At 63.2% G+C, this 23764-nt stretch carries 30 protein-coding genes, 1 other RNA gene and 1 pseudogene; 13 read left to right on the top strand and 19 right to left on the bottom strand.

The features are described 5' to 3' along the window. Nucleotides 1-9: 9 nt before the first annotated feature. From ACLKMW_RS10615 to ACLKMW_RS10590, 6 genes are all read left to right on the top strand, one after another. A complete protein-coding gene (locus ACLKMW_RS10615; protein WP_415724427.1) occupies nt 10-669 on the top strand; it encodes a thiamine phosphate synthase in 660 nt (219 codons plus the stop codon). Nucleotides 670-675: 6 nt separating this feature from the next. Then, complete coding sequence (locus ACLKMW_RS10610; RefSeq protein ID WP_415724426.1) at nt 676-1752, top strand: tetratricopeptide repeat protein; 1077 nt, start codon at nt 676-678, stop codon at nt 1750-1752. Nucleotides 1753-1867: 115 nt separating this feature from the next. Continuing rightward, nucleotides 1868-2431 (top strand): elongation factor P, encoded by a 564-nt coding sequence (gene efp / locus ACLKMW_RS10605; protein WP_415724425.1) that lies wholly within the window; start codon nt 1868-1870, stop codon nt 2429-2431. Nucleotides 2432-2463: 32 nt separating this feature from the next. Continuing rightward, entirely contained in the window at nt 2464-3264 is an 801-nt protein-coding gene (locus ACLKMW_RS10600) for an inositol monophosphatase family protein (RefSeq protein ID WP_415724424.1), read from the top strand. A gap of 173 nt (nt 3265-3437) precedes the next feature. Beyond that, nucleotides 3438-4457: a MotA/TolQ/ExbB proton channel family protein gene (locus ACLKMW_RS10595; protein ID WP_415724423.1), complete on the top strand. Its 1020-nt coding sequence runs from the start codon at nt 3438-3440 to the stop codon at nt 4455-4457. Then, complete coding sequence (locus tag ACLKMW_RS10590; RefSeq protein WP_415724422.1) at nt 4457-5485, top strand: peptidoglycan -binding protein; 1029 nt, start codon at nt 4457-4459, stop codon at nt 5483-5485. Before ACLKMW_RS10595 ends, ACLKMW_RS10590 begins: the two co-directional genes overlap by 1 nt. Before the next feature lie 2 nt (nt 5486-5487). Here the strand turns inward: ACLKMW_RS10590 and ACLKMW_RS10585 are convergent, their stop codons facing one another. Together ACLKMW_RS10585 and ACLKMW_RS10580 are read right to left on the bottom strand one after the other, a co-directional pair. Continuing rightward, nucleotides 5488-6366, bottom strand: coding sequence for an MBL fold metallo-hydrolase (locus tag ACLKMW_RS10585; RefSeq protein WP_415724421.1), 879 nt, complete (start codon nt 6364-6366; stop codon nt 5488-5490). A 146-nt stretch (nt 6367-6512) separates the two neighbouring features. Beyond that, a complete protein-coding gene (locus ACLKMW_RS10580; protein ID WP_415724420.1) occupies nt 6513-8315 on the bottom strand; it encodes an ABC transporter transmembrane domain-containing protein in 1803 nt (600 codons plus the stop codon). A 194-nt stretch (nt 8316-8509) separates the two neighbouring features. On the opposite strand from ACLKMW_RS10580, the gene rpmE reads away from it, so the two are divergent. Then, nucleotides 8510-8731, top strand: a complete 222-nt coding sequence (gene rpmE, locus ACLKMW_RS10575) for a 50S ribosomal protein L31 (RefSeq protein ID WP_415724419.1) — start codon at nt 8510-8512, stop codon at nt 8729-8731. Nucleotides 8732-8810: 79 nt separating this feature from the next. Here the strand turns inward: rpmE and ACLKMW_RS10570 are convergent, their stop codons facing one another. Together ACLKMW_RS10570 and ACLKMW_RS10565 are read right to left on the bottom strand one after the other, a co-directional pair. Continuing rightward, a complete protein-coding gene (locus ACLKMW_RS10570; protein WP_415724418.1) occupies nt 8811-9104 on the bottom strand; it encodes an Rdx family protein in 294 nt (97 codons plus the stop codon). After that, complete coding sequence (locus ACLKMW_RS10565; RefSeq protein WP_415724417.1) at nt 9101-9850, bottom strand: YebC/PmpR family DNA-binding transcriptional regulator; 750 nt, start codon at nt 9848-9850, stop codon at nt 9101-9103. Before ACLKMW_RS10565 ends, ACLKMW_RS10570 begins: the two co-directional genes overlap by 4 nt. 284 nt (nt 9851-10134) lie before the next feature. Between ACLKMW_RS10565 and ACLKMW_RS10560 the strand changes: the two genes are divergently transcribed. After that, on the top strand, nt 10135-10713 hold the full coding sequence (locus tag ACLKMW_RS10560) for a tetratricopeptide repeat protein (protein ID WP_415724416.1): 579 nt from the start codon (nt 10135-10137) through the stop codon (nt 10711-10713). A gap of 10 nt (nt 10714-10723) precedes the next feature. Here the strand turns inward: ACLKMW_RS10560 and ACLKMW_RS10555 are convergent, their stop codons facing one another. Next, nucleotides 10724-11047 (bottom strand): ArsR/SmtB family transcription factor, encoded by a 324-nt coding sequence (locus ACLKMW_RS10555; RefSeq protein WP_415724415.1) that lies wholly within the window; start codon nt 11045-11047, stop codon nt 10724-10726. A 51-nt stretch (nt 11048-11098) separates the two neighbouring features. Here ACLKMW_RS10555 and ACLKMW_RS10550 point away from each other — a divergent pair, with 51 nt between their 5' ends. Then, on the top strand, nt 11099-11578 hold the full coding sequence (locus ACLKMW_RS10550) for an SRPBCC domain-containing protein (RefSeq protein ID WP_415724414.1): 480 nt from the start codon (nt 11099-11101) through the stop codon (nt 11576-11578). A 28-nt stretch (nt 11579-11606) separates the two neighbouring features. Here the strand turns inward: ACLKMW_RS10550 and ACLKMW_RS10545 are convergent, their stop codons facing one another. The 4 genes from ACLKMW_RS10545 to ssrS all read right to left on the bottom strand — a co-directional run bounded on the left by ACLKMW_RS10545 (nt 11607) and on the right by ssrS (nt 14344). Continuing rightward, nucleotides 11607-12371, bottom strand: coding sequence for a TerC family protein (locus tag ACLKMW_RS10545; protein ID WP_415724413.1), 765 nt, complete (start codon nt 12369-12371; stop codon nt 11607-11609). Between the two features lie 84 nt (nt 12372-12455). Beyond that, the gene (locus tag ACLKMW_RS10540) at nt 12456-13280 is read right to left on the bottom strand and encodes a TIGR00282 family metallophosphoesterase (RefSeq protein WP_415724412.1); all 825 of its coding nucleotides are present in this window, start codon (nt 13278-13280) and stop codon (nt 12456-12458) included. Nucleotides 13281-13494: 214 nt separating this feature from the next. Further along, complete coding sequence (locus tag ACLKMW_RS10535) at nt 13495-14079, bottom strand: 5-formyltetrahydrofolate cyclo-ligase (protein WP_415724411.1); 585 nt, start codon at nt 14077-14079, stop codon at nt 13495-13497. Between the two features lie 112 nt (nt 14080-14191). Next, nucleotides 14192-14344: non-coding RNA, 6S RNA (ssrS, locus tag ACLKMW_RS10530), on the bottom strand. A gap of 120 nt (nt 14345-14464) precedes the next feature. Between ssrS and msrB the strand changes: the two genes are divergently transcribed. Next, on the top strand, nt 14465-14866 hold the full coding sequence (gene msrB, locus ACLKMW_RS10525) for a peptide-methionine (R)-S-oxide reductase MsrB (RefSeq protein WP_415724410.1): 402 nt from the start codon (nt 14465-14467) through the stop codon (nt 14864-14866). Between the two features lie 6 nt (nt 14867-14872). Here the strand turns inward: msrB and ACLKMW_RS10520 are convergent, their stop codons facing one another. The 3 genes from ACLKMW_RS10520 to ACLKMW_RS10510 all read right to left on the bottom strand — a co-directional run bounded on the left by ACLKMW_RS10520 (nt 14873) and on the right by ACLKMW_RS10510 (nt 16388). Beyond that, nucleotides 14873-15133, bottom strand: coding sequence for a DUF2312 domain-containing protein (locus tag ACLKMW_RS10520; protein WP_415724409.1), 261 nt, complete (start codon nt 15131-15133; stop codon nt 14873-14875). 115 nt (nt 15134-15248) lie between these two features. Further along, entirely contained in the window at nt 15249-15557 is a 309-nt protein-coding gene (locus ACLKMW_RS10515) for a DUF1244 domain-containing protein (RefSeq protein ID WP_415724408.1), read from the bottom strand. Nucleotides 15558-15590: 33 nt separating this feature from the next. After that, nucleotides 15591-16388: an N-formylglutamate amidohydrolase gene (locus ACLKMW_RS10510; RefSeq protein ID WP_415724407.1), complete on the bottom strand. Its 798-nt coding sequence runs from the start codon at nt 16386-16388 to the stop codon at nt 15591-15593. Between the two features lie 338 nt (nt 16389-16726). Between ACLKMW_RS10510 and ACLKMW_RS10505 the strand changes: the two are divergent. Next, a pseudogene (locus ACLKMW_RS10505) lies at nt 16727-17119 on the top strand (DUF1036 domain-containing protein); the annotation flags it as partial. Further along, nucleotides 17116-18552, top strand: coding sequence for a pyruvate kinase (gene pyk / locus ACLKMW_RS10500; protein WP_415724406.1), 1437 nt, complete (start codon nt 17116-17118; stop codon nt 18550-18552). The pseudogene ACLKMW_RS10505 and the gene pyk, both read left to right, overlap by 4 nt. An 84-nt stretch (nt 18553-18636) precedes the next feature. On the opposite strand, the gene ACLKMW_RS10495 is transcribed toward pyk, so the two are convergent. The 5 genes from ACLKMW_RS10495 to ACLKMW_RS10475 form a co-directional block, all read right to left on the bottom strand. Further along, nucleotides 18637-19227: a tetratricopeptide repeat protein gene (locus ACLKMW_RS10495; RefSeq protein WP_415724405.1), complete on the bottom strand. Its 591-nt coding sequence runs from the start codon at nt 19225-19227 to the stop codon at nt 18637-18639. Nucleotides 19228-19287: 60 nt separating this feature from the next. After that, a complete protein-coding gene (ykgO, locus tag ACLKMW_RS10490; protein ID WP_415724472.1) occupies nt 19288-19413 on the bottom strand; it encodes a type B 50S ribosomal protein L36 in 126 nt (41 codons plus the stop codon). A 100-nt stretch (nt 19414-19513) separates the two neighbouring features. Continuing rightward, nucleotides 19514-20599 (bottom strand): 5-(carboxyamino)imidazole ribonucleotide synthase, encoded by a 1086-nt coding sequence (locus tag ACLKMW_RS10485; RefSeq protein ID WP_415724404.1) that lies wholly within the window; start codon nt 20597-20599, stop codon nt 19514-19516. Further along, nucleotides 20596-21093 (bottom strand): 5-(carboxyamino)imidazole ribonucleotide mutase, encoded by a 498-nt coding sequence (gene purE / locus ACLKMW_RS10480; protein ID WP_415724403.1) that lies wholly within the window; start codon nt 21091-21093, stop codon nt 20596-20598. The genes ACLKMW_RS10485 and purE overlap by 4 nt, the downstream gene beginning before the upstream one ends. Before the next feature lie 109 nt (nt 21094-21202). Beyond that, nucleotides 21203-21406, bottom strand: a complete 204-nt coding sequence (locus ACLKMW_RS10475) for a YdcH family protein (protein WP_415724402.1) — start codon at nt 21404-21406, stop codon at nt 21203-21205. Between the two features lie 236 nt (nt 21407-21642). Between ACLKMW_RS10475 and ACLKMW_RS10470 the strand changes: the two genes are divergently transcribed. Continuing rightward, nucleotides 21643-21822 carry a YdcH family protein gene (locus tag ACLKMW_RS10470; protein WP_415724401.1) on the top strand — a complete coding sequence of 60 codons (180 nt, stop codon included), beginning with the start codon at nt 21643-21645 and terminating at the stop codon, nt 21820-21822. A gap of 308 nt (nt 21823-22130) precedes the next feature. Here the strand turns inward: ACLKMW_RS10470 and ACLKMW_RS10465 are convergent, their stop codons facing one another. Then, on the bottom strand, nt 22131-22403 hold the full coding sequence (locus ACLKMW_RS10465; RefSeq protein WP_415724400.1) for an ArsR/SmtB family transcription factor: 273 nt from the start codon (nt 22401-22403) through the stop codon (nt 22131-22133). A gap of 30 nt (nt 22404-22433) precedes the next feature. Further along, nucleotides 22434-23678, bottom strand: coding sequence for an MFS transporter (locus ACLKMW_RS10460; RefSeq protein WP_415724399.1), 1245 nt, complete (start codon nt 23676-23678; stop codon nt 22434-22436). Nucleotides 23679-23764 lie beyond the last annotated feature (86 nt).

The following is a 23764-nucleotide window of genomic DNA, read 5'->3' as shown; positions in this document are numbered from 1 at the left end:
GAATCCGTCATGACCGAAATGCTTCCTCCGAACCGTTGCCGCATCGTCCTTATCGCGCCTGAAGGCGAGACGCCCGCCGGGTTCGTGAAGCGGTTTCGTGAGGCAATCGCGGGCGGCGACATTGCCTCAATCCTGTTGCCGGCCTACGGCATGGACGAGGCAGCGTTCCAGGCTTTCGCCAAGCCGGTCGTGGCGGCGGCGCAGGAGGCGGGCATTGCCGCGGTCATCGCCGGAGACACCCGCATTGCTGGCCGCGTCGGCGCCGACGGACTGCATCTGGAAGGCGACAGGTCTGCCCTCGAGGAAGCTATCTCGCACTATCAGCCGAAGATGATGGTGGGCGCGGGCGGGGCAAAGACGCGCGACGAGGCCCTGGAATTGGGCGAGGCGCGGCCCGACTACATTTTCTTCGGCCGCTTCGGCTATGACACCAAGCCCGAGCCTCATCATCGCAACCTGACCCTCGGTGAATGGTGGGCGGAGATGGTCGAGATTCCCTGCATCGTCATGGCCGGGTCGGATATAGCTTCGGTCGAGGCGGTCGGTCGCACCGGGGCGGAATTCGTGGCGCTTTCCAGCGCCATCTTCGGCGAAGGCATCGACCCGAAGGAGGCGGTCGCGCGCGCCAATGCGATCCTGGATGAAACCGCGCCGCGTTTCGAGGAGTAGAGACAGATGGCGGCGGCGTTGCGAAATATCCTGGTCCTTCTCTGGCTGGCGCTCATGACGGGCGCCGGCATGGCCGCACAGGACGCGAGTGAACCGGCCCAGGAGCCAGCCACCGGGAAAATGCCTTCGCTTTCCGCTCCCGTGCCGGCGCCCTCGAAGTTGAAGCCGCTTCCGGCTCCCACTGAAATGATCGATCCGCAACGGTTTGGCGGCGGCAAGACACAAGGCGGGGGCATCGATCCCGATCGTTTCGGTGGTGAAAGGAGCGATCCGGCCTACGGGGCTTTCCAGCGCGGCCTCTACAAGACAGCCTATAATCTGGCGTTGCCGCGCGCCGAAAACGGCAATGCCGCTGCCCAGACACTGATCGCCGAGATACTGTCGCGCGGTCTCGGTGTGGCCCGTGACGATCGCGGGGCCGCCAAGTGGTATGCGCTTGCCGCCGAGCAGGGCGTGCCGGAAGCGCAATTCCAATATGCGCTGATGCTGATCGACGGCAATTTCGTCAAGAAGGACATGCAGGCCGCCTATGCGCTGATGGAGTCGGCGGCCGAGGCCGGCAATCGCCTGGCGCAGTTCAATTTCGCGCAGATGCTGATACAGCGCGAACCAGGCGGAAAGGGGCTGGAGAAGGCCGTATCCTACTATGAAAGAGCGGCCAAAAGCCACTTGGCCGACGCCCAGTACGCAATGTCCCAGATCTATGCCAATGGCGTCGGCGGCAAGCCCCGTGACGAGGCCGAGGCGCGCAAGTGGCTCGTGCTGGCGGCGCGGCAGGGCTACGACACCGCGCAGCTCGATCTCGGCACATCGCTTGTCGATTCGCGCCGCGAGCGCGACGAGAAGGAGGGTTTTCGCTGGCTGAGGCTGGCAGCCGAGGGCGGCAATGTCGCGGCCCAGAACCGCGTGGCCAAGCTCTACATGAACGGCATCGGCACGGCGCCGGACTCGATCAGTGCCGCCGCCTGGTTCATCCTTGCCCGCCGCGCCGGTCTTGCCGATCCGGCCATGGAAGATTTCCTGAATGGCCTGACCGACGAGGAAATGAAGGAAGCGCTGCAGCGCGCCAACCGGCTCAGATAGTGAGCCTTCCGGTCCTGGTTTTCGGCCTCTCTCTTGCCTCAACAGGCAAATTGTGGTCTTGGAGGCGCCGAAACCGTCTGCAGGCGGCAACCATTTTTTCCGGAAAACGCAACCAATGAAGATCAACGGCAACGAAATCCGTCCCGGTAACGTCATCGAGCACGATGGCGGCTTATGGGTGGCGGTCAAGACCAATCACGTCAAGCCCGGCAAGGGCGGCGCCTACAATCAGGTGGAACTGAAGAATCTCATCAACGGCACCAAGCTCAATGAGCGCTTCCGGTCTGCCGAGACGGTGGAAAAGGTGCGGCTGGAGCAGAAGGATTTTTCCTTCCTCTACGAGCAGGGCAATGCGCTCGTATTCATGGATACCGAAAGCTACGAGCAGCTCGAACTCGACAAGGATTTCGTCGGCGAGCGCGCGGCCTTCCTGCAGGACGGCATGATGGTTACGGTGGAACTCTATGAGGAAAAGCCTATCGGCATTTCGCTGCCCGACCAGGTGACGCTGACCATTACCGAGGCCGACCCGGTGGTGAAGGGCCAGACGGCGGCGTCTTCCTACAAGCCGGCGGTGCTGGAAAACGGCGTGCGCGTGCTGGTGCCGCCCTTCATCTCCTCGGGTGAGAAGATCGTCGTCGATACCAACGAGATCACCTATATCCGCCGCGCCGAATAGCGGCACACCCTAAACGCTGACTGGGACAAAAAATGGCGCGTTCGGCTCTCCTCAATGTCATGGTGCAGGCGGCGATGAAGGCCGGGCGCTCGCTGTCGCGCGATTTCGGCGAGGTCCAGAACCTCCAGGTCTCGCTGAAGGGACCAAGCGACTATGTCAGCCAAGCCGACCGCAAGGCCGAGGAAATCATCCACGCCGAGCTTTCGCGCGCCCGCCCGGGCTACGCCTTCCTGATGGAGGAACGCGGCGCGGTCGACGGCGAGGACGACCAGCACCGCTGGATCGTCGACCCGCTCGACGGCACGACGAATTTCCTCCACGGCATCCCGATCTTCTCGATCTCTATCGCGCTCGAACGCCAGGGGCAGATCGTCGCCGGTGTCATCTACAATCCTGCCATGGACGAGCTCTATACGGCAGAGCGCGGCGGCGGCGCGTTCATGAACGACCGGCGCCTGCGTGTCGCCGGCCGCACCAAGCTGTCCGACGCGGTGATCGGCACCGGCATTCCGCATCTCGGTCGCGGTCATCACGGCAACTATCTGGTCGAACTGCGCAATGTCATGGGAGAAACGGCCGGCGTCCGCAGGATGGGGTCGGCGGCACTCGATCTCGCCTATGTCGCGGCCGGGCGTCTCGACGGGTTCTGGGAGGAGCCGCTTGCGCCATGGGACACGGCGGCCGGCATATTGATGGTGCGCGAAGCCGGCGGCTTCGTGACCGACAAGAAAGGCGGCAACGACATGTTCGGCACGACCACCGTCGTGGCGGGCAACGAGGCGATTCACCGCGCGCTGTTGAAGACACTGAAGAAGCCGGTCACGCCGCGATAGGTCTTTGACGGCCCTGTGCCGCAGACATGCCTTGCCGGTTGACGGAGCATCCTCTATCGCCTTTGATCCGGCGGCTTCAGCGGTGGCGGAGTGGGGCAAGCGCCTTTCAATTTGGTCACAATTCCGTTTAGAGTCGCCGTCAGCTTGATTGCAGGATCGAAATCGGGGCGCGCATGGCACTGAAGAGATTTTTCGGGACGAGCGAGGCCTTCGCTACGGACTATGATCCCTACAAGCTGTCGAGCCCGCAGGTCTTTCTTCTCTCAATGCTGGTCTTCCTGGCGATCGTCGCCTTCATTGCGGCGATTCTGGCGCGCCAGATACAATCGGCATTCTCGACCAATCCGGGGCTCAATGGACTCATTCTCGGCGTGCTCCTGATCGGCATCCTGCTCGCCTTCCTGCAAGTGGCGCGGCTGTTCCGGGAAGTGCGGTGGGTCAACTCCTTCCGCATGGGCTCGGAGGAAACCGAGCCGGTGCTGCTGGCGCCGATGAAGGCACTGCTCAGCCGCTCCTCTTCCATGGCGTTCTCGACCAGTTCGATGCGCACCATGCTCGATTCGATTGCCACCCGCCTCGACGAGAGCCGCGACATCTCGCGCTATCTTATCGGGCTGCTGGTGTTTCTCGGCCTGCTCGGCACCTTCTGGGGCCTGCTGGGGACGATCGGCTCCATCGGCGAAACGATCCAGTCGCTCGATCCAGGCACGGGCGACACGGCGGCCGTGCTCGATTCCCTGAAGGCAGGCCTGTCGGCGCCGCTGGCCGGCATGGGCACGGCGTTCTCATCCTCGCTGTTCGGTCTCGCCGGCTCGCTGGTGCTCGGATTTCTGGACCTGCAGGCGGGCCGCGCGCAGACCCGCTTCTACACCGAGCTTGAAAACTGGCTGTCCTCCGTCACCGATCTGTCGTCCGATATCGCGGTGCCGGAGCCGTCCAAGACCGATTCGGCCGACGAGATCCGGGTGCTGTCGGAAAAACTGCGGGCGCTTCAGGAAACCGGCGGTTCGAGTCCACGCGTCGCCAACGCCATGGCCAATCTGGCCGATGGTATTTCCGGCCTGGTCAAGAACATGCGCAGCGAGCAGCAGATCATGCGCGATTGGGTCGAGGCGCAGTCGCAGGAACAGAAGGCGATGCGCAGCACCCTGGAAAAGATCGCCGACGCTCTCGACAAGCGGGAGCCTGACTGATGGCGCTTGCCCGCAGGCGCAGCGACCGCCGTGTCGACTACTGGCCGGGTTTCGTCGACGCGCTGTCGACCCTGCTTCTCGCCATCATGTTCCTGCTTTCGGTCTTCGTTCTGGCGCAATACCTGCTCAGCCGCGAAATCACCGGCAAGGATGCGGTGCTGAACCGCCTCAACTCGCAGATCAACGAACTGACGCAGCTTCTGGCGCTGGAGCAATCCAACACGCAGGACGCGCAGGATGCGCTTGCCAATTTGCAAGCCTCGCTTTCCGCCGCCGAAGCCGAGAAGAGCCGGCTCGAGCAGCTTCTGGCGCAAGGTGCAGGCGCAGACGCCGAGGCGAATGCGCGCATCGGCTCGCTGAGCGGCGAACTCGACAATGAGCGCCAGATCAGCCAACGGGCGCTGTCGCAGGTCGAGCTTCTCAACCAGCAGATCGCGGCTCTGCGCAAGCAGATCGGCGCGCTGGAGCAGGCGCTTGAAGCCTCAGAGGCCAAGGATCGCGAATCCAACACCAAGATCGCGGACCTCGGCCGTCGCCTCAACGTCGCGCTGGCGCAGCGTGTGCAGGAGTTGAACCGCTATCGTTCCGATTTCTTCGGGCGGTTGCGCGAAATCCTGTCCGACCGCGAGAACATCCGCATCGTCGGCGACCGTTTCGTTTTCCAGTCGGAAGTGCTGTTTCCCATCGGCTCGGAAGTTATCAACGATGCCGGCCGCGTCGAGATGAGGAAGCTCGCCGACGCGATCATCGAGCTGCAAAAGGAAATTCCACCTGAGATCAACTGGGTGCTGCGCGTCGACGGCCATACCGATGACCGGCCGCTCTCCGGCTCCGGCCGCTATCGCGACAATTGGGAACTGTCCTCGGCGCGCGCGACCTCGGTGGTCAAATTCCTGATCGAGAACGGCGTTCCCGCCAACCGCCTGGTCGCGGCCGGCTTCGGAGAATTCCAGCCGCTTGACGCCGCCGACAATGAGGAGGCGCGGTCGAGAAACCGCCGCATCGAACTCAAGCTGACCGAACGCTGATCCTACCAGGCGGCGCCGTTGAGCGCATCGAGCGGAAACTTCAGGTAGCGCTTGCCGTTGGCTTCCGGCTCCGGCAGACGGGCACCGTTGATGTTGACCTGGAGCGCATGGAGGATGAGCTTCGGCATCGGCAAGGTCTTGTCGCGAGCCTCGCGCATGGCGACGAATTCGGCCTCGCTGCGATAGCGTGTCAGATGGATGTTTTCACGCTTTTGCGCGGCGACGCTGCTTTGCCAGCGCACCTCACGGCCGCCCGGCAAGTAGTCGTGGCCGGTGAACAGCCGCGTATCGTCAGGCAGGGCGAGAAGCGCCTGGATCGATCGCCAGAGCTGGCTTGCGCTGCCTCCCGGGAAATCGGCGCGGGCGGTGCCGCCGTCAGGCATGAACAATGTATCGTGGACGAAGGCCGCATCGCCGACGACATAGGTGATCGAGGCGAGCGTGTGCCCCGGCGAGTGGAGCGCCGATGCTTCGATTTCGCCGATCTTGAACCGGTCGCCGTCGGCAAAGAGCCGGTCCCATTGAGAGCCGTCCACCGGGAGTGCCGGCCAGTTGTAGATGTCGCGCCACAATTTCTGGACCTCGACGATCCTAGCGCCGATCGCCATCTGGACGCCGGTCCGGCGCTTCAGATAGGCGGCGGCGGAGAAGTGATCCGCATGGGGGTGCGTGTCGAGAATCCACTCCAGTTCCAGCTTTTCCTCGGCGATGTAGGAAAGCAGACGGTCGGCGTTATGGGTGGCGGTCGCGCCGGATTTTTCGTCGAAATCGAGCACCGGATCGATGATGGCACAGCGCTTGGTGGCGGGATCGCTCACGACATATTGGAGGGAGTAGGTGCGTTCGTCGAAAAATGCCGCGACTAAAGGCTTGCTGGCCATCAATTCCCCCTGGCGCTTCCCGCCCGCTCGCATTCATGAAAGCATGGCAACTTGCGGCATGACAACCGCCCCGATTGAAGCAGGCGGCTTTCGAGGCGCTTACGTCCAATGGACGCCCGCTGCATCTGCTCACCCAACTCGATTTTCTATTCCGCCGCCTGGAAAGCCGTCGCCCCGGTTTCGAACTGAAGCTTGGCGAGTTCGGCATAGATGCCGCCCTTGCGCACGAGGCTCGCATGGGTGCCCTCTTCGACGATGCGCCCGCCGTCCATCACCAGGATGCGGTCGGCTTTCAGCACTGTCGCCAGACGATGGGCGACGACGATGGTGGTGCGGCCCTTCATCAGCCGTTCGAGCGCGGTCTGCACCAAAGTCTCGCTTTGTGCGTCGAGAGCCGACGTTGCTTCGTCGAGCAACAGGATCGGCGCGTCGCGCAGGATGGCGCGTGCGATCGCCACGCGCTGGCGTTGTCCGCCGGAAAGCATGACGCCGCGTTCGCCGACCGGCGTGTCATAGCCTTTCTCCAGCTTGTCGATGAATTCATCGGCAAGCGCGTCCCTGGCCGCGGTCTCGATTTCCTTGTCGGAAGCGCCGGGCTTGCCGAAAGCGACGTTTTCGCGGGCACTGGCGGCGAAGATGGTGACATCCTGCGGCACGATGGCGGTGCGTCCACGCACGGCCTGCGGATCGGCCTTGCTGATGTCGACCCCGTCGATCAGCACCGTACCCGAATCCGGGTCGTAGAAGCGCAGGATCAGCGAAAAGACGGTGCTCTTGCCGGCCCCCGAAGGGCCGACGATGGCCACCGTCTCCCCCGGGTTGATGGTGAAGCTCACCTCATGTAGCGTCGGCTTGTCCGGGCGGGCCGGATAGGCGAACGACACGTTGCGGAATTCGAGCAGGCCCTGGGCGGGCTTCGGCAGGGCTTGCGGGTTGGCGGGCATGGCAATGGCCGGGACTTCCGCCAGGATCTCGGTCAGCCGCTCGGCCGCACCTGCTGCTTGCGCCAGTTCGCCCCAGACCTCCGAAAGCGCGCCGAGGGCGCCGGCGGCAAATACCGAATAGAGCAGGAACTGGCCGAGCGTACCCGGCGACAGCGTTCCCGCCAGCACGTCGCGCGACCCGAACCACAGCACCGCCACCACCGAAGCGAAAATGGTGAAGATGGCAAAGAAGGTCAGGAAGGAGCGCGCGAACACCGACGAGCGCGCCGCCTCGAAGGCCACGTCCACCGAATGTGCGAACCGGCCCGTCACCAGTTTTTCGTTGGTGAAGGCCTGCAGCACGCGCATCGCGCCGATCTGCTCGCTGGCATAGGCGGTAGCGTCAGCCAGCGTGTCCTGGGCGGCGCGCGACTTGCGGCGCACCGAGCGGCCGAAAGCGACCAGCGGCAGCACAATCAGCGGAATGGCGGCGATGACGAGACCGGAAAGCTTGGGGCTGGTCACCACCATCATGGTGAGCGCGCCAAGTCCGAGAATGACGTTGCGCAAGGCCACCGATGCGGTGGCGCCGACTGCGGATTTAACCTGCGTGGTGTCGGCGGTAAGACGCGAAACGATTTCGCCCGACTGCGCCGTGTCGAAGAAGGAGGGCGACAGGCGGGTGACGTGGATGAAAACGTCGCGGCGGATGTCGGCCACGATGCGCTCGCCAAGCGTGATGACGAAGTAGTAGCGGCTGGCGGAAGCCATGGCGAGCACAGCAGCCACCGCCAACAGCATGGCGAAATAGTTGGTGATGAAACTCGAATCGGAAGTCGAGAAGCCGTGGTCGATCATGCGCCGCACGGCTATCGGCAGTGTGAGCGTCGTTACCGCCGCCAGGATGAGCGACACGATCGCGCCGACCACCAGCCCGCGATAGCGGGTGATGTAGGGCGACAGCCGCCGCAGTGGCTTCAATGAACGCCGGCGGGCCTCCTGCGCGGTCTGCGCTGTCTGCGCCATCGTGTCAGTCCCCTTGGCCGCATCGCGTGAAAGTGCCGGGTTGCGGCCTTGTGATTCAATTTGGCCTGTTGTATAGGCACGCCGACCGTTTTTGAAAGCCGTGGCTTCTCAATAGCTGCGGCTTCAAGTTTTCAAAAGAGGCGCATCGCCGCAGGGCAGGCGCCGGGCCGCATGGCGCATCCAGGAACAGACCGATGAAGAGCGATATCCATCCCGACTACCACACCATCAAGGTCGTCATGACCGACGGCACCGAATACCTGACCCGCTCGACCTGGGGCAAGGAAGGGGACACGATGAACCTCGACATCGATCCTTCGACGCACCCGGCCTGGACCGGCGGTCAGCAGACGTTGGTCGATCGCGGTGGCCGCCTCTCGAAGTTCAAGAAGCGTTACGAAGGCCTCGGCATCTAAGCCGCGCCATCGCAAGGATCATAAAAAAGCCCGCCTTTCGAGGCGGGTTTTTTTGTTGGTTCGAAGCGGTGATGGCCGCCTATTTGCGGTCGGAATGGCCGAGATCGCGGCCGGGATCGATGCGGTCGCGGACAAGCTGCTTGAGTTTCGCCGCCTCGGGAAAGCCGCCGTCGCGCTTGCGGTCCCAGATCAGTTCGCCGTCGCAGGCGACGGTGAAGATGCCGCCGGTGCCGGGCACCAGCGCCACCTCGCCCAGGTCCTGGCCAAATGTAGAGAGAAGCTCTTGCGCCATCCAGCCGGCACGCAAAAGCCACATGCACTGGGTGCAATAGGTGATCGTGATGCGTGCCCTGGGCGCGGGAACTTCGGTCATTCGGCGCTGAGCTTGGCCATGGTCGCCTCGTCCACCTCGAAATTGACGTAGACATTCTGCACGTCGTCATCGTCTTCGAGCGTCGCGACGAGCTTCAGGATCGACTGCGCGCGATCTTCGTCGACGGGGATGTTGTTCTGCGGCTTCCAGACCGCCTTCACGGATTCGGCTTCCCCGAGCGCCGCTTCGAGCGCCTTGGAAACGTCGCCGAGATTTTCGAAGCTGCAGATGATGGTGTGGCCGTCCTCGTCGGTCTCGACGTCGTCGGCGCCGGCTTCGATCGCGGCCTCCATGACCTTGTCGGCGCTGCCGGCCGCCGCCGGATAGTATATTTCACCCACCCGGTTCCACATGAAGGCCACCGAGCCGGTTTCGCCGAGTGCACCGCCGGCCTTGGTGAAGGCGGCGCGCACATTGGAGGCGGAACGGTTGCGGTTGTCGGTCAGCACTTCGACGATAACGGCAACGCCGCCCGGCCCGTAGCCCTCATAGCGCACTTCTTCGTAATTTTCCGCCTCGCCGCCCGCTGCCTTGTTGATGGCGCGCTGAATGTTGTCCTTGGGCATGGATTCGGCCTTGGCGTTCTGGATCGCCAGCCGCAACCGCGGGTTCATCGCAGGATCGGGTAGACCTGCCTTGGCGGCGACGGTGATCTCGCGCGCCAGCTTGGAAAACATCTTCGAACGGACCGCATCCTGGCGGCCCTTGCGGTGCATGATGTTCTTGAATTGTGAATGGCCGGCCATGGGACCCCTTTTCGTCTTCGTGTCGCTAGCGCACAGGCCTAAAAAACCGTCACCGATTTTCGCAAGAGACTATGCGTCGGTTCTGAGCGTCCGTGGCGCACCCGACCGGACGCGCGGCGCTGTCGCTGGAATGGCGGCGCTTATAAACCAGGTTGGCGTGTTACGTCCAGAAGGGCACGGCGCTGCAGTGCGTCTCCTGCAAGGCGCCCGGAATTTCGATTTCGCGGATTCTGCGCTAAACTGTCCGCCTGAAGTCGGCATACGCTCGGGGCTCGAGGTTTGGGATGAATCCGCATTTCGGTCTGACCTATGTGCTTCTGGTGGCCACGTCGCTACTTTCGCCTGCGGGTTGGGCCGGCGCGGTCGAACCCGTCGAAACCGAACGTACGGAACAGACGCATCGCGACCGTCTCTTCGATCAATTGAAGAAGGCGCGCACCGAAGCCGAGGGCCGGGCGATCGAACACGCGATCTGGGAAATGTGGATGGCCGAAGCGCCGACGCCGGATATCGCCCGCACCGTCAAGCAGGCGATGGATGCCCGGGAATCCTACGACTACGAGCGCGCGCTGAAGCTGCTGGACGGCGTCGTCGCGGCCGCTCCCACCTATGCCGAGGCCTGGAACCAGCGGGCGTTCATCCGCTTCCTGCGGGAGGATTTCGACGGCGCGCTCGAGGATGTCGAGCAGGCGCTGAAGCTCGAGCCGAGGCATTTCGCGGCGCTCTCGGGCAGGGCACTTGTGCTGATGCGCCAAGGGCGGATGGAAGCCGGCCAGAAGGCACTGCGCGAAGCGGTAGAAATCCACCCATGGCTTAAGGAGCGCTCGATGCTCATTCCCGAGCCCGGCGGCAAGGACATCTGAGCGGGTCCGGTCATCCTTCCAGATCGGATTTCAGGCGGTCGAGAATATTCATCGCATGTGCTGCATACTCGCTGATCCAGCGGTCATGAATGTGCTTGATCGGCAATGAGTTGAGGTGATTCCAACGCTCGCGTCCCTCGCGTCGGGCGACGATCAATTCGGCGTCCTCAAGGACCTTCAGGTGCTGCATCACGGTGCAGCGGTCCATGTCGGGGAAGGTCTCGCACAGCATGCCCGTGGTTCTCGGACCGTCCTTCAGGCAATCGAGCATGGCACGCCGGCGGCTGTTGGCCAGAGCCTTGAAAACACGGTCGTCTTCCGATTCGCTTGACATGTTATATTTTTATAACACTATGAACGCATAGACAAGGAAGGGAGATAACCCATGTCTCTGGGATTCAAGGTATCGGGACGCATCGCCAAGCCGGTTGCCGAAGTGTTCGACGCGGTGGTCAATCCGAAAAAGCTCAGCGCCTATTTCACCACGCTTGGCGGCGCCAGCGCGCCGCTCGTTGCCGGCACGACGGTTACGTGGTGGAAGTCCGTGCCGGTGGAAGTGGACGAGGTGGTGCCGTCGGAGCGCATCGTGCTGCGCTGGGACGGGCCGGAAAGCGAGCCCCGCTACAAGACGAGGATCGAGATGACCTTCAAGCCGCTCGACGATGGCGCCACCTTCGTGACGATCGCCGAGTCCGGATGGCGCGAGGACGAAACCGGCCGTCACGCCTCCTACGGCAATTGCGAAGGCTGGGCGGAGATGCTGTCCTGCATGAAGGCCTGGCTCGAATACGGCATCAATCTGCGCGAAGGCTTTTACCCGAGCGAAATGCGCGGCGAGTTGCCGACCTCCAGCGAGGACAAATGAAAAACGGGCGCCGCAAGGCGCCCGCTGCCTACTCTCCCGGCTCGTGCTTCGCCTTGCGTCTGCGGGCCAGCATGTTGAGCCCCTCCACCAGGGCGGAGAAGCCCATGGCGGCGTAGATGTAGCCCTTCGGCACATGATAGCCCATGCCGTCGGCGATCAGCGTCATGCCGATCATCAGCAGGAAGCCGAGCGCCAGCATGACGATGGTGGGGTTCTTGGCGATGAACTTCGCCAGCGGATCGGCTGCCACCAGCATCACCGTGACAGCCGCGATCACCGCGATATACATGATGACGATCTCGTCGGTCATGCCGACGGCGGTAATGATCGAGTCGATCGAGAACACCAGGTCGAGCAGGAGGATCTGGAAAATGGCGCCCCCCATGGAGACCTTCAGCGTGTCGCCGACCATGGAATCCTTGTGATCCATGGGATCGACGGAATGATGGATTTCCTTGGTCGCCTTCCAGACCAGGAACAGGCCGCCGGCGATCAGGATCATGTCGCGCCAGGAGAATCCATGTCCAAGGGCCGTGAACACCGGCGTGGTGAGTTGCACGATGATCGAAATCGTCGCCAGCAATGCCAGCCGCATCAGAAGCGCGGCGCCAATGCCGAGCTTACGTGCCCGCGACTGCTGGTGGGCCGGCAGTTTGTTGGTCAAAATGGAGATGAAGATCAGATTGTCGATGCCGAGCACGATTTCGAGCACGACCAGCGTCAGCAGGGCTACCCAGGCTGTGGGGTCACTCACAAAGGCGAAATGTGGTGCCAGAAAGTCGATGATCGGCATCTGTGACGGGTCCCCGGTGGTGTGAACGGAAGGTAAGAAGGCAGGTTTCGGCAGAAGTAGGTAGCCGCCCGGCCCGCGTCAACGTCACGCCCAGAAGGAAGGCACGGTTTCTTCGAGCCGCGGCCCGAGCCGCAACGGCGCGATCTTTTCGGCTAAGCCCGTGCGGTCGGAAATCTCGACGCCGAGGCCACAGATCGTCGCGGGCCCCGGGGCTGCTTCGAAGCGCCCTTTCGGCACTTTCGACAGGAAGCGGTGGAGCGGCTCTTCCTTATCCATGCCGAGCGAGGAATCATAGTCGCCGCACATGCCTGCGTCCGAAATATAGGCGGTGCCGCCATTGAGGATCTGGTGATCCGCGGTCGGCTGATGCGTGTGGGTGCCCACGACCAGGCTGGCGCGCCCGTCGACGAAATGGCCGAAGCACATTTTCTCGGATGTCGCCTCGGCATGGAAATCGATCACGACCGCGTCCGCCTGCTCGCCGAGCGGACAGGCGGCGAGTTCCTTCTCGGCGGCGCGGAACGGATCGTCCAACTCCGGATGCATGAAGACGCGACCCATGATGTTGGCGACCAGCACGCGCGCGCCGTTTTTTGCAATGTAGAGGCCAGAGCCGCGCCCCGGCGTGCCTTTCGGGAAATTGGCGGGGCGCAGGAAGCGCTCTTCGCGGGGAGCGAATGCCAGCGCCTCGCGCTGGTCCCAGACATGGTTGCCGGTGGTCACCACATCGGCGCCGGCATTCAGCGTCTGGCGGAAAATCTCTTCGGTAATGCCGAAGCCGCCGGCTGCGTTCTCACCATTGACGATGACGAAATCGAGTCGAAAGTCGCCGATCAGCCCCGGCAGACGCTCCCAGACGGCAGTTCGGCCGCTCTTTCCAACCATGTCGCCTAGGAAAAGAAGTCTCATGTCGGTGGGTCCTCAAGCCGGGCAGGAACGCGCATGACTTCTGATGATGTCATGCAGCGTATGGCAGTTCTTCCGGCACGGGTTTCCATGCCGGATAATAATCCGGACCATGATCCCCAACCGAAGGTCAGCGCAATAGAAACTTGCCGGCTTCACGACAAGATCATCGGCCGCGACAATATTTCAGGGATGCTGGCGGAGGAATCAATTCACGCTAAAAGCTGTCGCCAAACCGGCGCAGGCCGCTTTCGGTCAGGATTTCGGGAATGACCACATCATGCGGCTCGTCCGGCACATAATTCACCTGCTGGCAGTCGAAGGCGATGCCGATCATGCGCGGCTTCATACCGAGGTCGTGAAGCCTGGCGATGGCCCGATCGTAATAGCCGGCGCCGTAACCGATACGATGGCCGCGCGGATCAAAGGCGGCGAGCGGTATCAGCATCAGCGCCGGATCGAGCACGGCGGCGTCCTCGCCGGGTCCGGTGGTGCCGTATCCCATCTCGATCATTTCGGCGCCGCGCACCAATTCGCGAAACACGATAGTGGTCTTGTCGAGTATTGCCGGCAGGCAGAGCCGGGCGCCCTTTTCGCGCAAGGCAAACATCAGAGGCCGCACGTCGACCTCGGAGCGCATCGGCCAGAAGCCGGAGACGATGGTTCCCGGTTCGAACTGGATCGTAGCCGCGGTCTCGGCCATCTTTAGCGAGGCCTCGATGCGCCAGTCCAGCGGCAGCGCATCGCGGCGGGCAAGCGTCTCCAGGCGCAGTTGCTTCTTGATTGCCTTCAAATCGTTCATTGCGTCCCCTTGATGCTGTGCGGCTACGGGAAAATGGCATGAAATGGCATCGCGGACGCGACGTTTCCGGATGACGATGGCGAGAACGACAAAATCGCTTCGCAAGGGCGGGCGACGATCCACACAACCGGTGGAGAGGCGATCCCGGGAACCTACAAAGTAGGTGGGCGCCGTGTAGGAAAACCCACGGGTCTTCCCAGGGACAGCTCCCTAAGGATCGTTAAGGCCCCGGGGAATGTTCTCCTGCCGCGAAGCACAGACCGTCAGGCCAAATATAGAGCGCGGCACGGCATCGCGCCAGTGGTGAGCGCAATCGACCGGCGTCGTTTGCCGAATGGCGGCCGAGGCACTACATTTGCGGCAAATCTCAAAAAGGCGAAGCATCATGGAAACGCATCGATATCCGGTCACCCGCACCGACGCAGAGTGGCGGGCACGCCTCACGCCCGAGCAATACGAAGTCATGCGCGGACACGGTACCGAACGGCCGGGAAGCTGCGCCTTGCTGCACGAGAAGCGCGCCGGCACGTTCATCTGCGCCGGATGCGACCAGCCTCTGTTCGCCTCGACGCTGAAATTCGAAAGCGGCACGGGATGGCCGAGCTTCAACGATCCGCTGGAAGGCGCGGTGGAGACGACGACCGACCGCAGTTACGGGATGGTGCGCACCGAGGTCCATTGCGCCCGCTGCGGCAGCCATCTCGGACATGTCTTCGAGGATGGCCCGCCGCCGACCGGCCTGCGTTACTGCATCAACGGCGTGGCGCTGAAGTTCCAGCCTTCCTGACCGCGCTCATTCCATGCCGAGCGCGGCCATATAGAGGTCGAGGATCGCTTCCTCTTCCTGCCGCTCGGCCTGGTCCTTCTTGCGCAAGCGAATGATCGTGCGCACCGCCTTGGTGTCGAAGCCGGTGCCCTTCATCTCGGCGAACACGTCCTTGATGTCGTCGGCGATCGTCTGCTTTTCCTCCTCGAGGCGCTCGACGCGCTCGATGAAGGCCCGCAACTGGCCCGCGGCAACGGTCTGGCTGGTTTCGGTGATCTCGTCGGCCATTGGTAGTCTTTCTCCGGATGAAAGGGGGCCGCGACTCGCGCGGCCGGAAGGGCTGGGGTTCGATGCCTCAGCAAGCTTCGAGGGTCAAGCGGAGAAAAAAGGCTCGATTTTGACGTCAATGGTCCTTCGGACGGCGCGCTTCGAACTCGGCCTTCTTGGCCTCGGACGCCTCCGTCTGGTGCAAGGCCTGCCACTCGGCATAGGGCATGCCGTAGACGATTTCGCGGGATTCATCCTTGGAAAGCTCGATGCCGGCTTCGCCGGCCGCGTCACGATACCAGTTGGACAGGCAGTTGCGGCAGAAGCCGGCGAGGTTCATCAGGTCGATGTTCTGCACGTCGCTGCGGCTGCGCAGGTGCTCGACAAGCCGCCTGAAAGCCGCCGCCTCGAATGCGCGCTTCTGCTCCTCATTGAGTTCGGTCATGGCATTCTCCTTCAAACGGCTGATCCTTGCGGCTCACACCGGTCCGGTGCGCGAGCCGAAATGGCTGACCCGGTGTATATCGGGCCGGGCGTTGACCGCGTCAACGATCGGGGCGAGCCGCTTGGCCCAATCGTCGGCACCGCGTTCCTCGGCGATCAGGTCCTGGCGGATCTCCACCAGCACATGCGCGTAGCCGTTTGCCGTCCCGTGCCTGAACATCGTATCGCCGCGCAGCGCCCCGTCATAGGGCTCATTGTTGCCGATGACCACTGCCGGGTCGGCGGCCAGAAGCTCGATCAGCGGCGCGATCGCCCGATCATCGCGGTCCCAGAGCAGGCCGACATGCCACGGCCTGACGTGGCCCTGCATGACTGGGGTGAAGGAGTGGACGGAAAAAATGAAGGGAGCCGTGCCGCTCTCCTGCGCCACCGAGGCGACCAGCGCCCCGACCGCATCGTGATAGGGCCGGTAGAAGCGGTCGAGCCGGCGCTCGCGCTCTTCCGGGGCCATCGGGTAGTTTCCCGGCACGATCGTTCCGTCATAAAGCTGGCGAATCAAGGTCGGGTCGTCCTCGCCGCGATTGGGGTCGATCAGCAGTCGCGAGAAATTGGCAAGCAGGGCGGGCGCGCCGGTAAGTTCGGCAAGGCGGCGCGTGACGCTTTCGACACCGATGTCATAAGCGATATGGCGCTCGAATTCTCCGGCCGGCAGGCCAAGGTCGCCATATTCCTCCGGCAGGTCGCGCTTGGCGTGGTCGCCAAGAAGGACGATACCCCGCTTGCGGTCGCCCTCGATGAGCTCGAAGGGGGCAAAAACTGCGGATCGCGTCATCGGCTACTAGCATTCCTGAGGCAGGGGAAATTGAGGATAGGCCCGTCATTTCATGAAGTTAGAGGACATGCAACGCCGCACTTCAGCCAATCTTTTGACCCAAGTCTGGGAGGGGCGAAGAATCGCGCGCCAATGAGGTGTCTAAATCGATTGGATTGCGGCGCTGGACGCGTTGACATGCGTCCCGACTTTTCCGAAAAGGGCGTCAGATCATGCAGCACCGAACCGAGAAAGAATCGAGGATGGGTTTCGCCTGGCCAGCGCATATTCGCCGCGCATGGACTGTGTTGCTGTTTTTTGTGACGATTCCAGTGTTTTCAGCCGCCGGCGTCACGGTTGCGCAGGCAGATTTCCGGGTCTGCAACGCAACGCAGAATCTGGTCGGCGTGGGGATCGGCTACCGGGCGAAGGCCGGCTGGATCACCGAGGGCTGGTGGCACATCGAAGGCTCGACCTGCAAGACGCTGATCGAGGGACCGTTGTCGTCGCGCTTCTACTATCTCTATGCCGAGGACGCTGAGCGCGGCGGGCGCTGGGACGGTCCGATCAACATGTGCGTTGCCGAAAAAGAGTTCAAGATTGCGGGCGTGACCGATTGCGTCGCCCGCGGTTTCCAGCGCGCCGGCTTTCAGGAATATGACACGGGCGAACAGGCAAGCTGGATGGTCCAACTGACCGACGAGCCCGCAACGGACGGCACTGCCGCCGTCACGGGAACCAATTCTCCATGAGACGCAGTCGCAAGGTAAAGATTCTCGCAACCCTCGGGCCGGCCTCGTCCTCCGAGGAGATGATCCGCAAGCTTTTCGAAGCCGGCGCCGATGTTTTCCGCATCAATATGAGCCATACGTCGCCCGCGCTGATGCGTGAGCTGGTCGGGCTCATCCGTGCCGTGGAAACCAAGGTCGGCCGGCCGATCGGCATCCTCGCCGACCTGCAGGGGCCGAAGCTGCGCGTCGGCAAATTCCTCAACGGCAGCGAGACGCTGGAGATCGGGCAGGAATTCACCCTCGACGACAATACCGAACCGGGAAATTCCAGACGGGTGCATCTGCCGCACCCCGAAATCCTGGCTTCGGTCCAGCCCGGTCACCGGCTGCTGATCGATGACGGGCGATTGGAGCTCAAAGCGCTGACCTGTGACGGCAAGTCGATCGTCTGCGTCGTCGTTGCCGGCAACAAGATCTCCGATCGCAAGGGCGTCAGCCTGCCCGACACCGAACTGCCGGTGGGTGCGCTGACCGAGAAGGACCGGGCCGATCTCGATGCGGTGCTGGCCACCGGCGTCGACTGGATCGCGCTGTCCTTCATCCAGCGGCCGGAGGATCTCGCCGAAGTGCGCAAGATCGCGCGCGGCCGGGCACATCTGATGTCCAAGATCGAGAAGCCGCAAGCAGTGTCGCGGCTTGCCGAAATCATCGAACTATCGGACGCGCTGATGGTGGCGCGCGGCGATCTCGGCGTGGAAATGCCGCTGGAAGCCGTTCCCGGCATCCAGAAGCAGATCACGCGCGCGGCAAGACGCGCCGGCAAGCCGGTGGTCGTCGCCACCCAGATGCTGGAATCGATGATCTCCGCCCCGGTGCCGACGCGCGCCGAGGTTTCCGATGTCGCGACGGCCGTCTTCGAGGGCGCCGACGCGATCATGCTGTCGGCAGAATCGGCTGCCGGCACCTATCCGGCCGAGGCGGTGGCGACGATGAACCGCATCGCCGAGCAGGTGGAGCAGGACCCGACCTTCGCCGATATCATCAATGCGCAGCGTTCAGCACCGGAGGCTACGGGCGCCGACGCCATCTCGCTGGCGGCGCGCCAGATCGCCGAAACGCTGAAGCTCTCGGCCATCATCACCTACACCGCATCCGGAACGACGGGCCTGCGCGCGGCGCGCGAACGCCCGCAGGTGCCGATCATCGCCCTGTCGCCGGTGGTGGAGACGGCGCGGCGTCTGTCGCTGGTGTGGGGCACGCATTGCGTCGTCACCGAAGATGCCATCGATCTCGACGACATGGTCAACCGTGCCTGCCGCATCGCCTTCGAGGAGCGCTTCGGCACGGCCGGCGACCGGGTCATCATCACGGCCGGCGTGCCGCTGCGCACGCCCGGAGCCACCAATATGTTGCGCATCGCCTATATCGGGGCGGACGGGACAGGCGGCGCCTGAAGCCTCGCCCGGCTTAGGTCGCGGCAGAAAAAGATTGCCAGAGCGGGAGGCGCGGCCTCGACGGTATTCCTACGGCCGTTCGGTTCAAATGCCCTCGCCGGCCAGTTCCTCGGATAGGGTCGCGACCTCGTTCTGGGCACTGCGCATCATCGGGTAGATGTCGAGGACGCGCTGCCAGGCGCTGAGCGCCAACGCCTTGTTGCCACGGACGCTCATGATCTGAGCCATGCCGGCAAGCGCGCCGAAGTGGCGCGGCTCCAATCGCAGCGTATGCTCGATGTCGGCCATCGACTTATCGAAGCTGTGCATCATGAAATGCGCGGTGGCGCGGCGATTCCAGCCCTCGGCGTAGGACGGCAGCAAGGTGACGACCTGATCGAGGAAGTCTAAGGCGATGCTGAACTCTTTCGCTTCCATTGCCTTTTGCGACCACAGCATCATCAGGTCGACCGAGGCGCTTCCGGAATTATTCCACTCCTCCTGGATGCGAGCGGCAATGCGCGCGGCGGCACGCTCGTTGCGCTCGCGCTTCAATTCCCGAAACAGGGCGTCCAGCTTGCTTTCGGATGTGGCGGCCGCCTGGAGGGGCACCTCGAGGCCGGATTGCGCATTGGCGCAGAAGGGCAAGGCCGCCGTCAGGACGATGGAAAGAAAAAACGCAAATACGCTCCGCATGCCAGAGAATCTATTCCCCGGCAGCGGAACGTCAAACTGAAATTCGCGTGAGCGGAAGGCTCAGCCCTGGCGCGCCTTGTAGCGCGGTGCGGACTTGTTGATGATGTAGACGCGGCCCTTGCGGCGAACCAGCTGGCTGTCGCGATGACGGGTCCGAAGGGCCTTGAGCGAGTTCTTGATCTTCATGGTCTTGCCTGTCGAAATCGGCCAGTCGGCCCAATCAAAAAGCGCGCCCGCGAGCGCGCCAAACATGTGGGTGGCTCTTAAACCAGCGTGCTTGGCCGTGTCAACCGCCGCGAGGCGTCAGACGCGTGAAATGACCCATCTTGCGGCCGGGCCGCGCTTCGGCCTTGCCATAGAGATGGAGCATCAGTTCGGGTTCGCGCGAAAGCGTGTCGACGCCCGACACTTCATCGCCGATCAGATTTTGCATCACGCAATCGGAATGCCGGCTTGTCGTGCCGAGCGGCAGGCCGGCTACGGCGCGAACGTGCTGCTCGAACTGCGAGATCACGCATGCCGCCTCGGTCCAGTGGCCGGAATTGTGAACGCGCGGCGCGATTTCGTTGACGAGCAGCGAGCCATCGGGGAGGACGAAGAATTCGACGCCGATGACACCGACATAATTCAGCGATTGGAGGATGGCGAAGGCGGCATCCTCCGCCGCATTGGCGGTGTTCGCTGAAATGGCGGCCGGCACGGTCGACTTCGCCAATATGCCACCGCAATGCACGTTTTCGGCGGGATCATAGGCGGAAAGCGCGCCGTCCTGCCCGCGCGCGGCGATAATCGATATCTCACGGTCGAAGGACACGAACGCCTCGAGTACCAGCGGCACATTGCCCATTGCGACATAGGAACCATCCGCCTCGGAGGGGGTGGCGTTGCGCAGCAGGCGCTGGCCCTTGCCATCATAACCGAGGCGACGGGTTTTCAGCACGCCGGTGCCGTTGAAGGCGACCAGGGCCTGGCGCAGATCTTCATCGCTGTCGATGGGCCGGAAGCCGGCGGTCGGTATTCCGCTGCCGTTGAGAAATGTCTTCTCCGTCACGCGATCCTGAGAGATCTCGAGCGCGCGCGCCGGCGGGTAGACCGGGATGGTATCGGCCAGTGCCTGTACAGCGGAAACCGGCACGTTTTCGAATTCGTAGGTCACGACATGGCTGGCGCGGGCGAGCCGGTCGAGCGCAAAGCGGTCGTCATAGTCCGCAACGATCTGGCTGTTGGCCACTTGCGCGGCCGGGCAGTCCGGCTGCGGTTCCAGGACGATCGTGCGATAGCCGAGCCGCGCGGCTGCCATTGCCAGCATGCGCCCGAGCTGGCCGCCGCCGATGATGCCGATCGTCGAACCGGCGGGCAGCGGCGCGCTCATGACGCCTCCGACGGGTGTTCGGCGACCTTGGCGGTCTGCTCGGCGCGCCAGGCGTCGAGGCGGGAGGCCAGCGCCTCGTCGGAAAGCGCCAGCACGGCCGCGGCAAGCAGCGCGGCATTGATGGCACCGGCCTTGCCGATCGCCAGCGTCCCGACCGGAATGCCGGCCGGCATCTGGACGATCGACAGAAGCGAGTCGCGTCCGGAGAGGGCTTTCGATTCCACCGGAACGCCGAAGACCGGCAGCGGCGTCAGCGCGGCAGTCATTCCGGGCAGGTGGGCGGCTCCCCCCGCGCCGGCCACCACGACCTTGAAACCCTCGGCCTTCGCGCCTGTGGCAAAATCGTAGAGCCGCTGCGGCGTGCGATGCGCGGAGACGATGCGGGCCTGATGCGAAATGCCGAGCGCCTCCAGCGTCTCGGCGGCATGGCGCATTGTTTCCCAATCCGATTGGCTGCCCATGATGATGGCGACGTCGGCGCGCTGTCTGTCCAAATGCCTGCTCCGCGAATGACGGCGTGACTGATGGCGAATTAACTAAATGAACATGGTCCCGCAAGCATCCTGGCATGCAGGCAACGGCGCTGGCTTGCCGACCAAGCCATCAGGCGATGATGTCGGGAATGATCTTGTCTTCCAGCTTCGCCAGGCGGTCCTTCAGCAGCAGCTTCTTCTTTTTCATGCGCTGGATCTGAAGCGGGTCGCACGACGTCGCGATCATCGCGTTGATGGCCGCATCGAAGTCGGCATGCTCCTGCTTCAATTTTGCAAACTCAAGACGATACTCGGTCTGTTCCTGGTCTGACATCTCTACCGTCTGCAGAATGATTATGGCGCAAAAAACGCCGCCGGGCGGGACCGGATGCGCAATCTGCACCGGCGCGCCGCCTATAGCACATTTCAAGCCTTCAGGGAATGCTACCATGACGCATTCGACATGCAAGCAATCTGGTGGCACACTGTCATCGTGCCGTCACAGAGCGGGTCTGGCGGTGGGCCGCCTGTGGTGCACAGTCGAGGAAACCATGAAAGGGAGAACCAATCATGTCTCTTGCCAACCATCTTGAAGAGTTGCAGCGGAAACACGGCGACATCGAACGCGAACTCGATATGGCAATGAACCATCCCTCGGTCGACGGGCTCGAAATCGCGACTCTCAAGCGGCGCAAGCTGGCAATCAAGGACGAGATTGTGAAACTCAAGGCGGAAGCCACGACCCACTGAAAATTCGGTCAATATAGCCGCGCCCGGAGCGCGGGCGAAGGCTGCGGCCGCGATCACCGGAAAACGTGATTTCGGTCCTTGGCCTGCAGGCAAGCTGCGGCTTTCCTGCGGCCAATGCTCCGGGCCGGCGCCGCATTGGCGGCGGCACCTGCATTCGGCCCGAAAAATCGATTTTCGCACAATGCAGCGGTGCGGCTTGTCGTGCGGGCGCAAAGCGCACAATCGCCGGCGTACGCCGGCGAAATCCGGTACTCGGCTTGCTCAAGGCATAGGGGCAGTAAATATCGCCGGTCCCAATTGGCGATGGATCAGCTTTCGCTGCTTTCCCAGAATTGATCCAGCCAGATGTTGAGATGCAGGAACCCGCCGACGCTCACGGCGTAGACCCGTTTCGTGCCGTCGCTGTGGACGCTGACCAGCCCGGCGTCGAGCAGCACCCTCAGGTGTTGGGAGACGGCGGGACGAGAGACGGGCATTCCGGCGGCCAACTCGTTGACGGTCCTCGGGCCGCGGCGCAGTTCCTCCAGGAGGTGACGGCGGTTGGGATCGGCGATGGCCATGAACGCGTCGGACTGGACCATTGCTTTTTGTGGGCCAATCCGGGTCCGATCTCAACCGTCTTGTTCAGGTGTGCGCGGATCGAGCCGTACCGCTTCCGGCGTAACGCCGCGTTCGGACGGCAGGGTCATGAAGGCTTCGCGATCCTCGATCGGTACCGGCGCGCGGCGCCTGATGCGCAGCAACGTATAGACAGCCAGGATGAGATGCGCGAGCGCGGTTGCCAGAAACAGGCTTTCCGGCCGCATCGAGCCCATCAGCGCCGCGCCGATGACCGGTCCGATCATCGTGCCGAATCCGTAAAGCAGCAGGAGCCCGCCCGAGATCTTGACGAAATCCTCAGGCTTGGCGTGATCGTTGGCGTGGGCGACGGCGAGCGAATAGAGCGCATAGGCCAGGGCGCCGTAGGCGGCCGTCATGGCGATGACCAGCCAGCCGGCGCGGGGTGCGACCAGGAAGATCAGTATGCCGACGAGGGCCGCGATGGCGGAGGCCGCGGCCAGCACGAAGCGGCGGTCGGTACGGTCGGAAATGCGACCGACCGGCATTTGCAGGGCGGCGCCGGCAACCACCACCAGGCTCATCATGAGGGCGATCTCGGCGGTCGAAATGCCGATTCGCGAGCCATAGACGGCGCCGAGCGTGCCCCAGGCGCCGTTGGCCACCCCGACCAGCAGGCAGCCGGCGGAGGCTACCGGCGAGTTGGCGTAAAGCCCCTTGAGATCGAGCGCCACATCCTGCAGCGGCTGCGGGTGGGAGGCGGTCGATACGGCCGTGGGAATGAGCGACAGGCAGAAAAGAATGCCTGTGACCATGAAGAGCGAGGCCGACATGACGTCACCAAAGGCGACGATCATCTGCCCTGCCATAATCGAGGCATAGGTCACCATCATGTAGAGGCCGAACACCGTGCCGCGATTCTCGTTGGTGGCCTTTTCGTTGAGCCAGCTTTCGATCACCATGAAGGCGCCGGCCATCACGAAGCCGGTGAAGGCCCGCAGCACGATCCAGATGATTTCGCCGATCATCAGCCCGGTCAGGAGCGCGATGATGGCGCCGGAAGCAGCAAAGGTGCCGAAAGCGCGTACATGGCCAGCCCTTCGCACCAGGCGCGGCGCAAAAAAACAGCCGGCGACGAAGCCGCCGGCCCAGGCCGTGCCCATCAGACCAAGGGCTGCGGTGGAGAATCCTTCCGCCTGGCCGCGCAGCGGCAAAAGCAGGCTGTGCAGGCCGGATGCCGCCAGGAGAAAGGCCGTGCCGCGCAGGAGCGAAAGGATCGGTCTGTAGGCTGCAATCATGCGTCTGTCCGGCGATTCGTCCCTGGGCAGTCTTGAAGATAACGGATTTCCGGCTTTTCAACGGCGCATCAGCGACATCCTCTTGC

The sequence above is a fragment of the Borborobacter xinjiangensis genome, assembly GCF_047739745.1.
Lineage (GTDB): Bacteria > Pseudomonadota > Alphaproteobacteria > Rhizobiales > Rhizobiaceae > Pseudaminobacter.
This window is presented reverse-complemented; position numbering and strand designations above follow the sequence as displayed.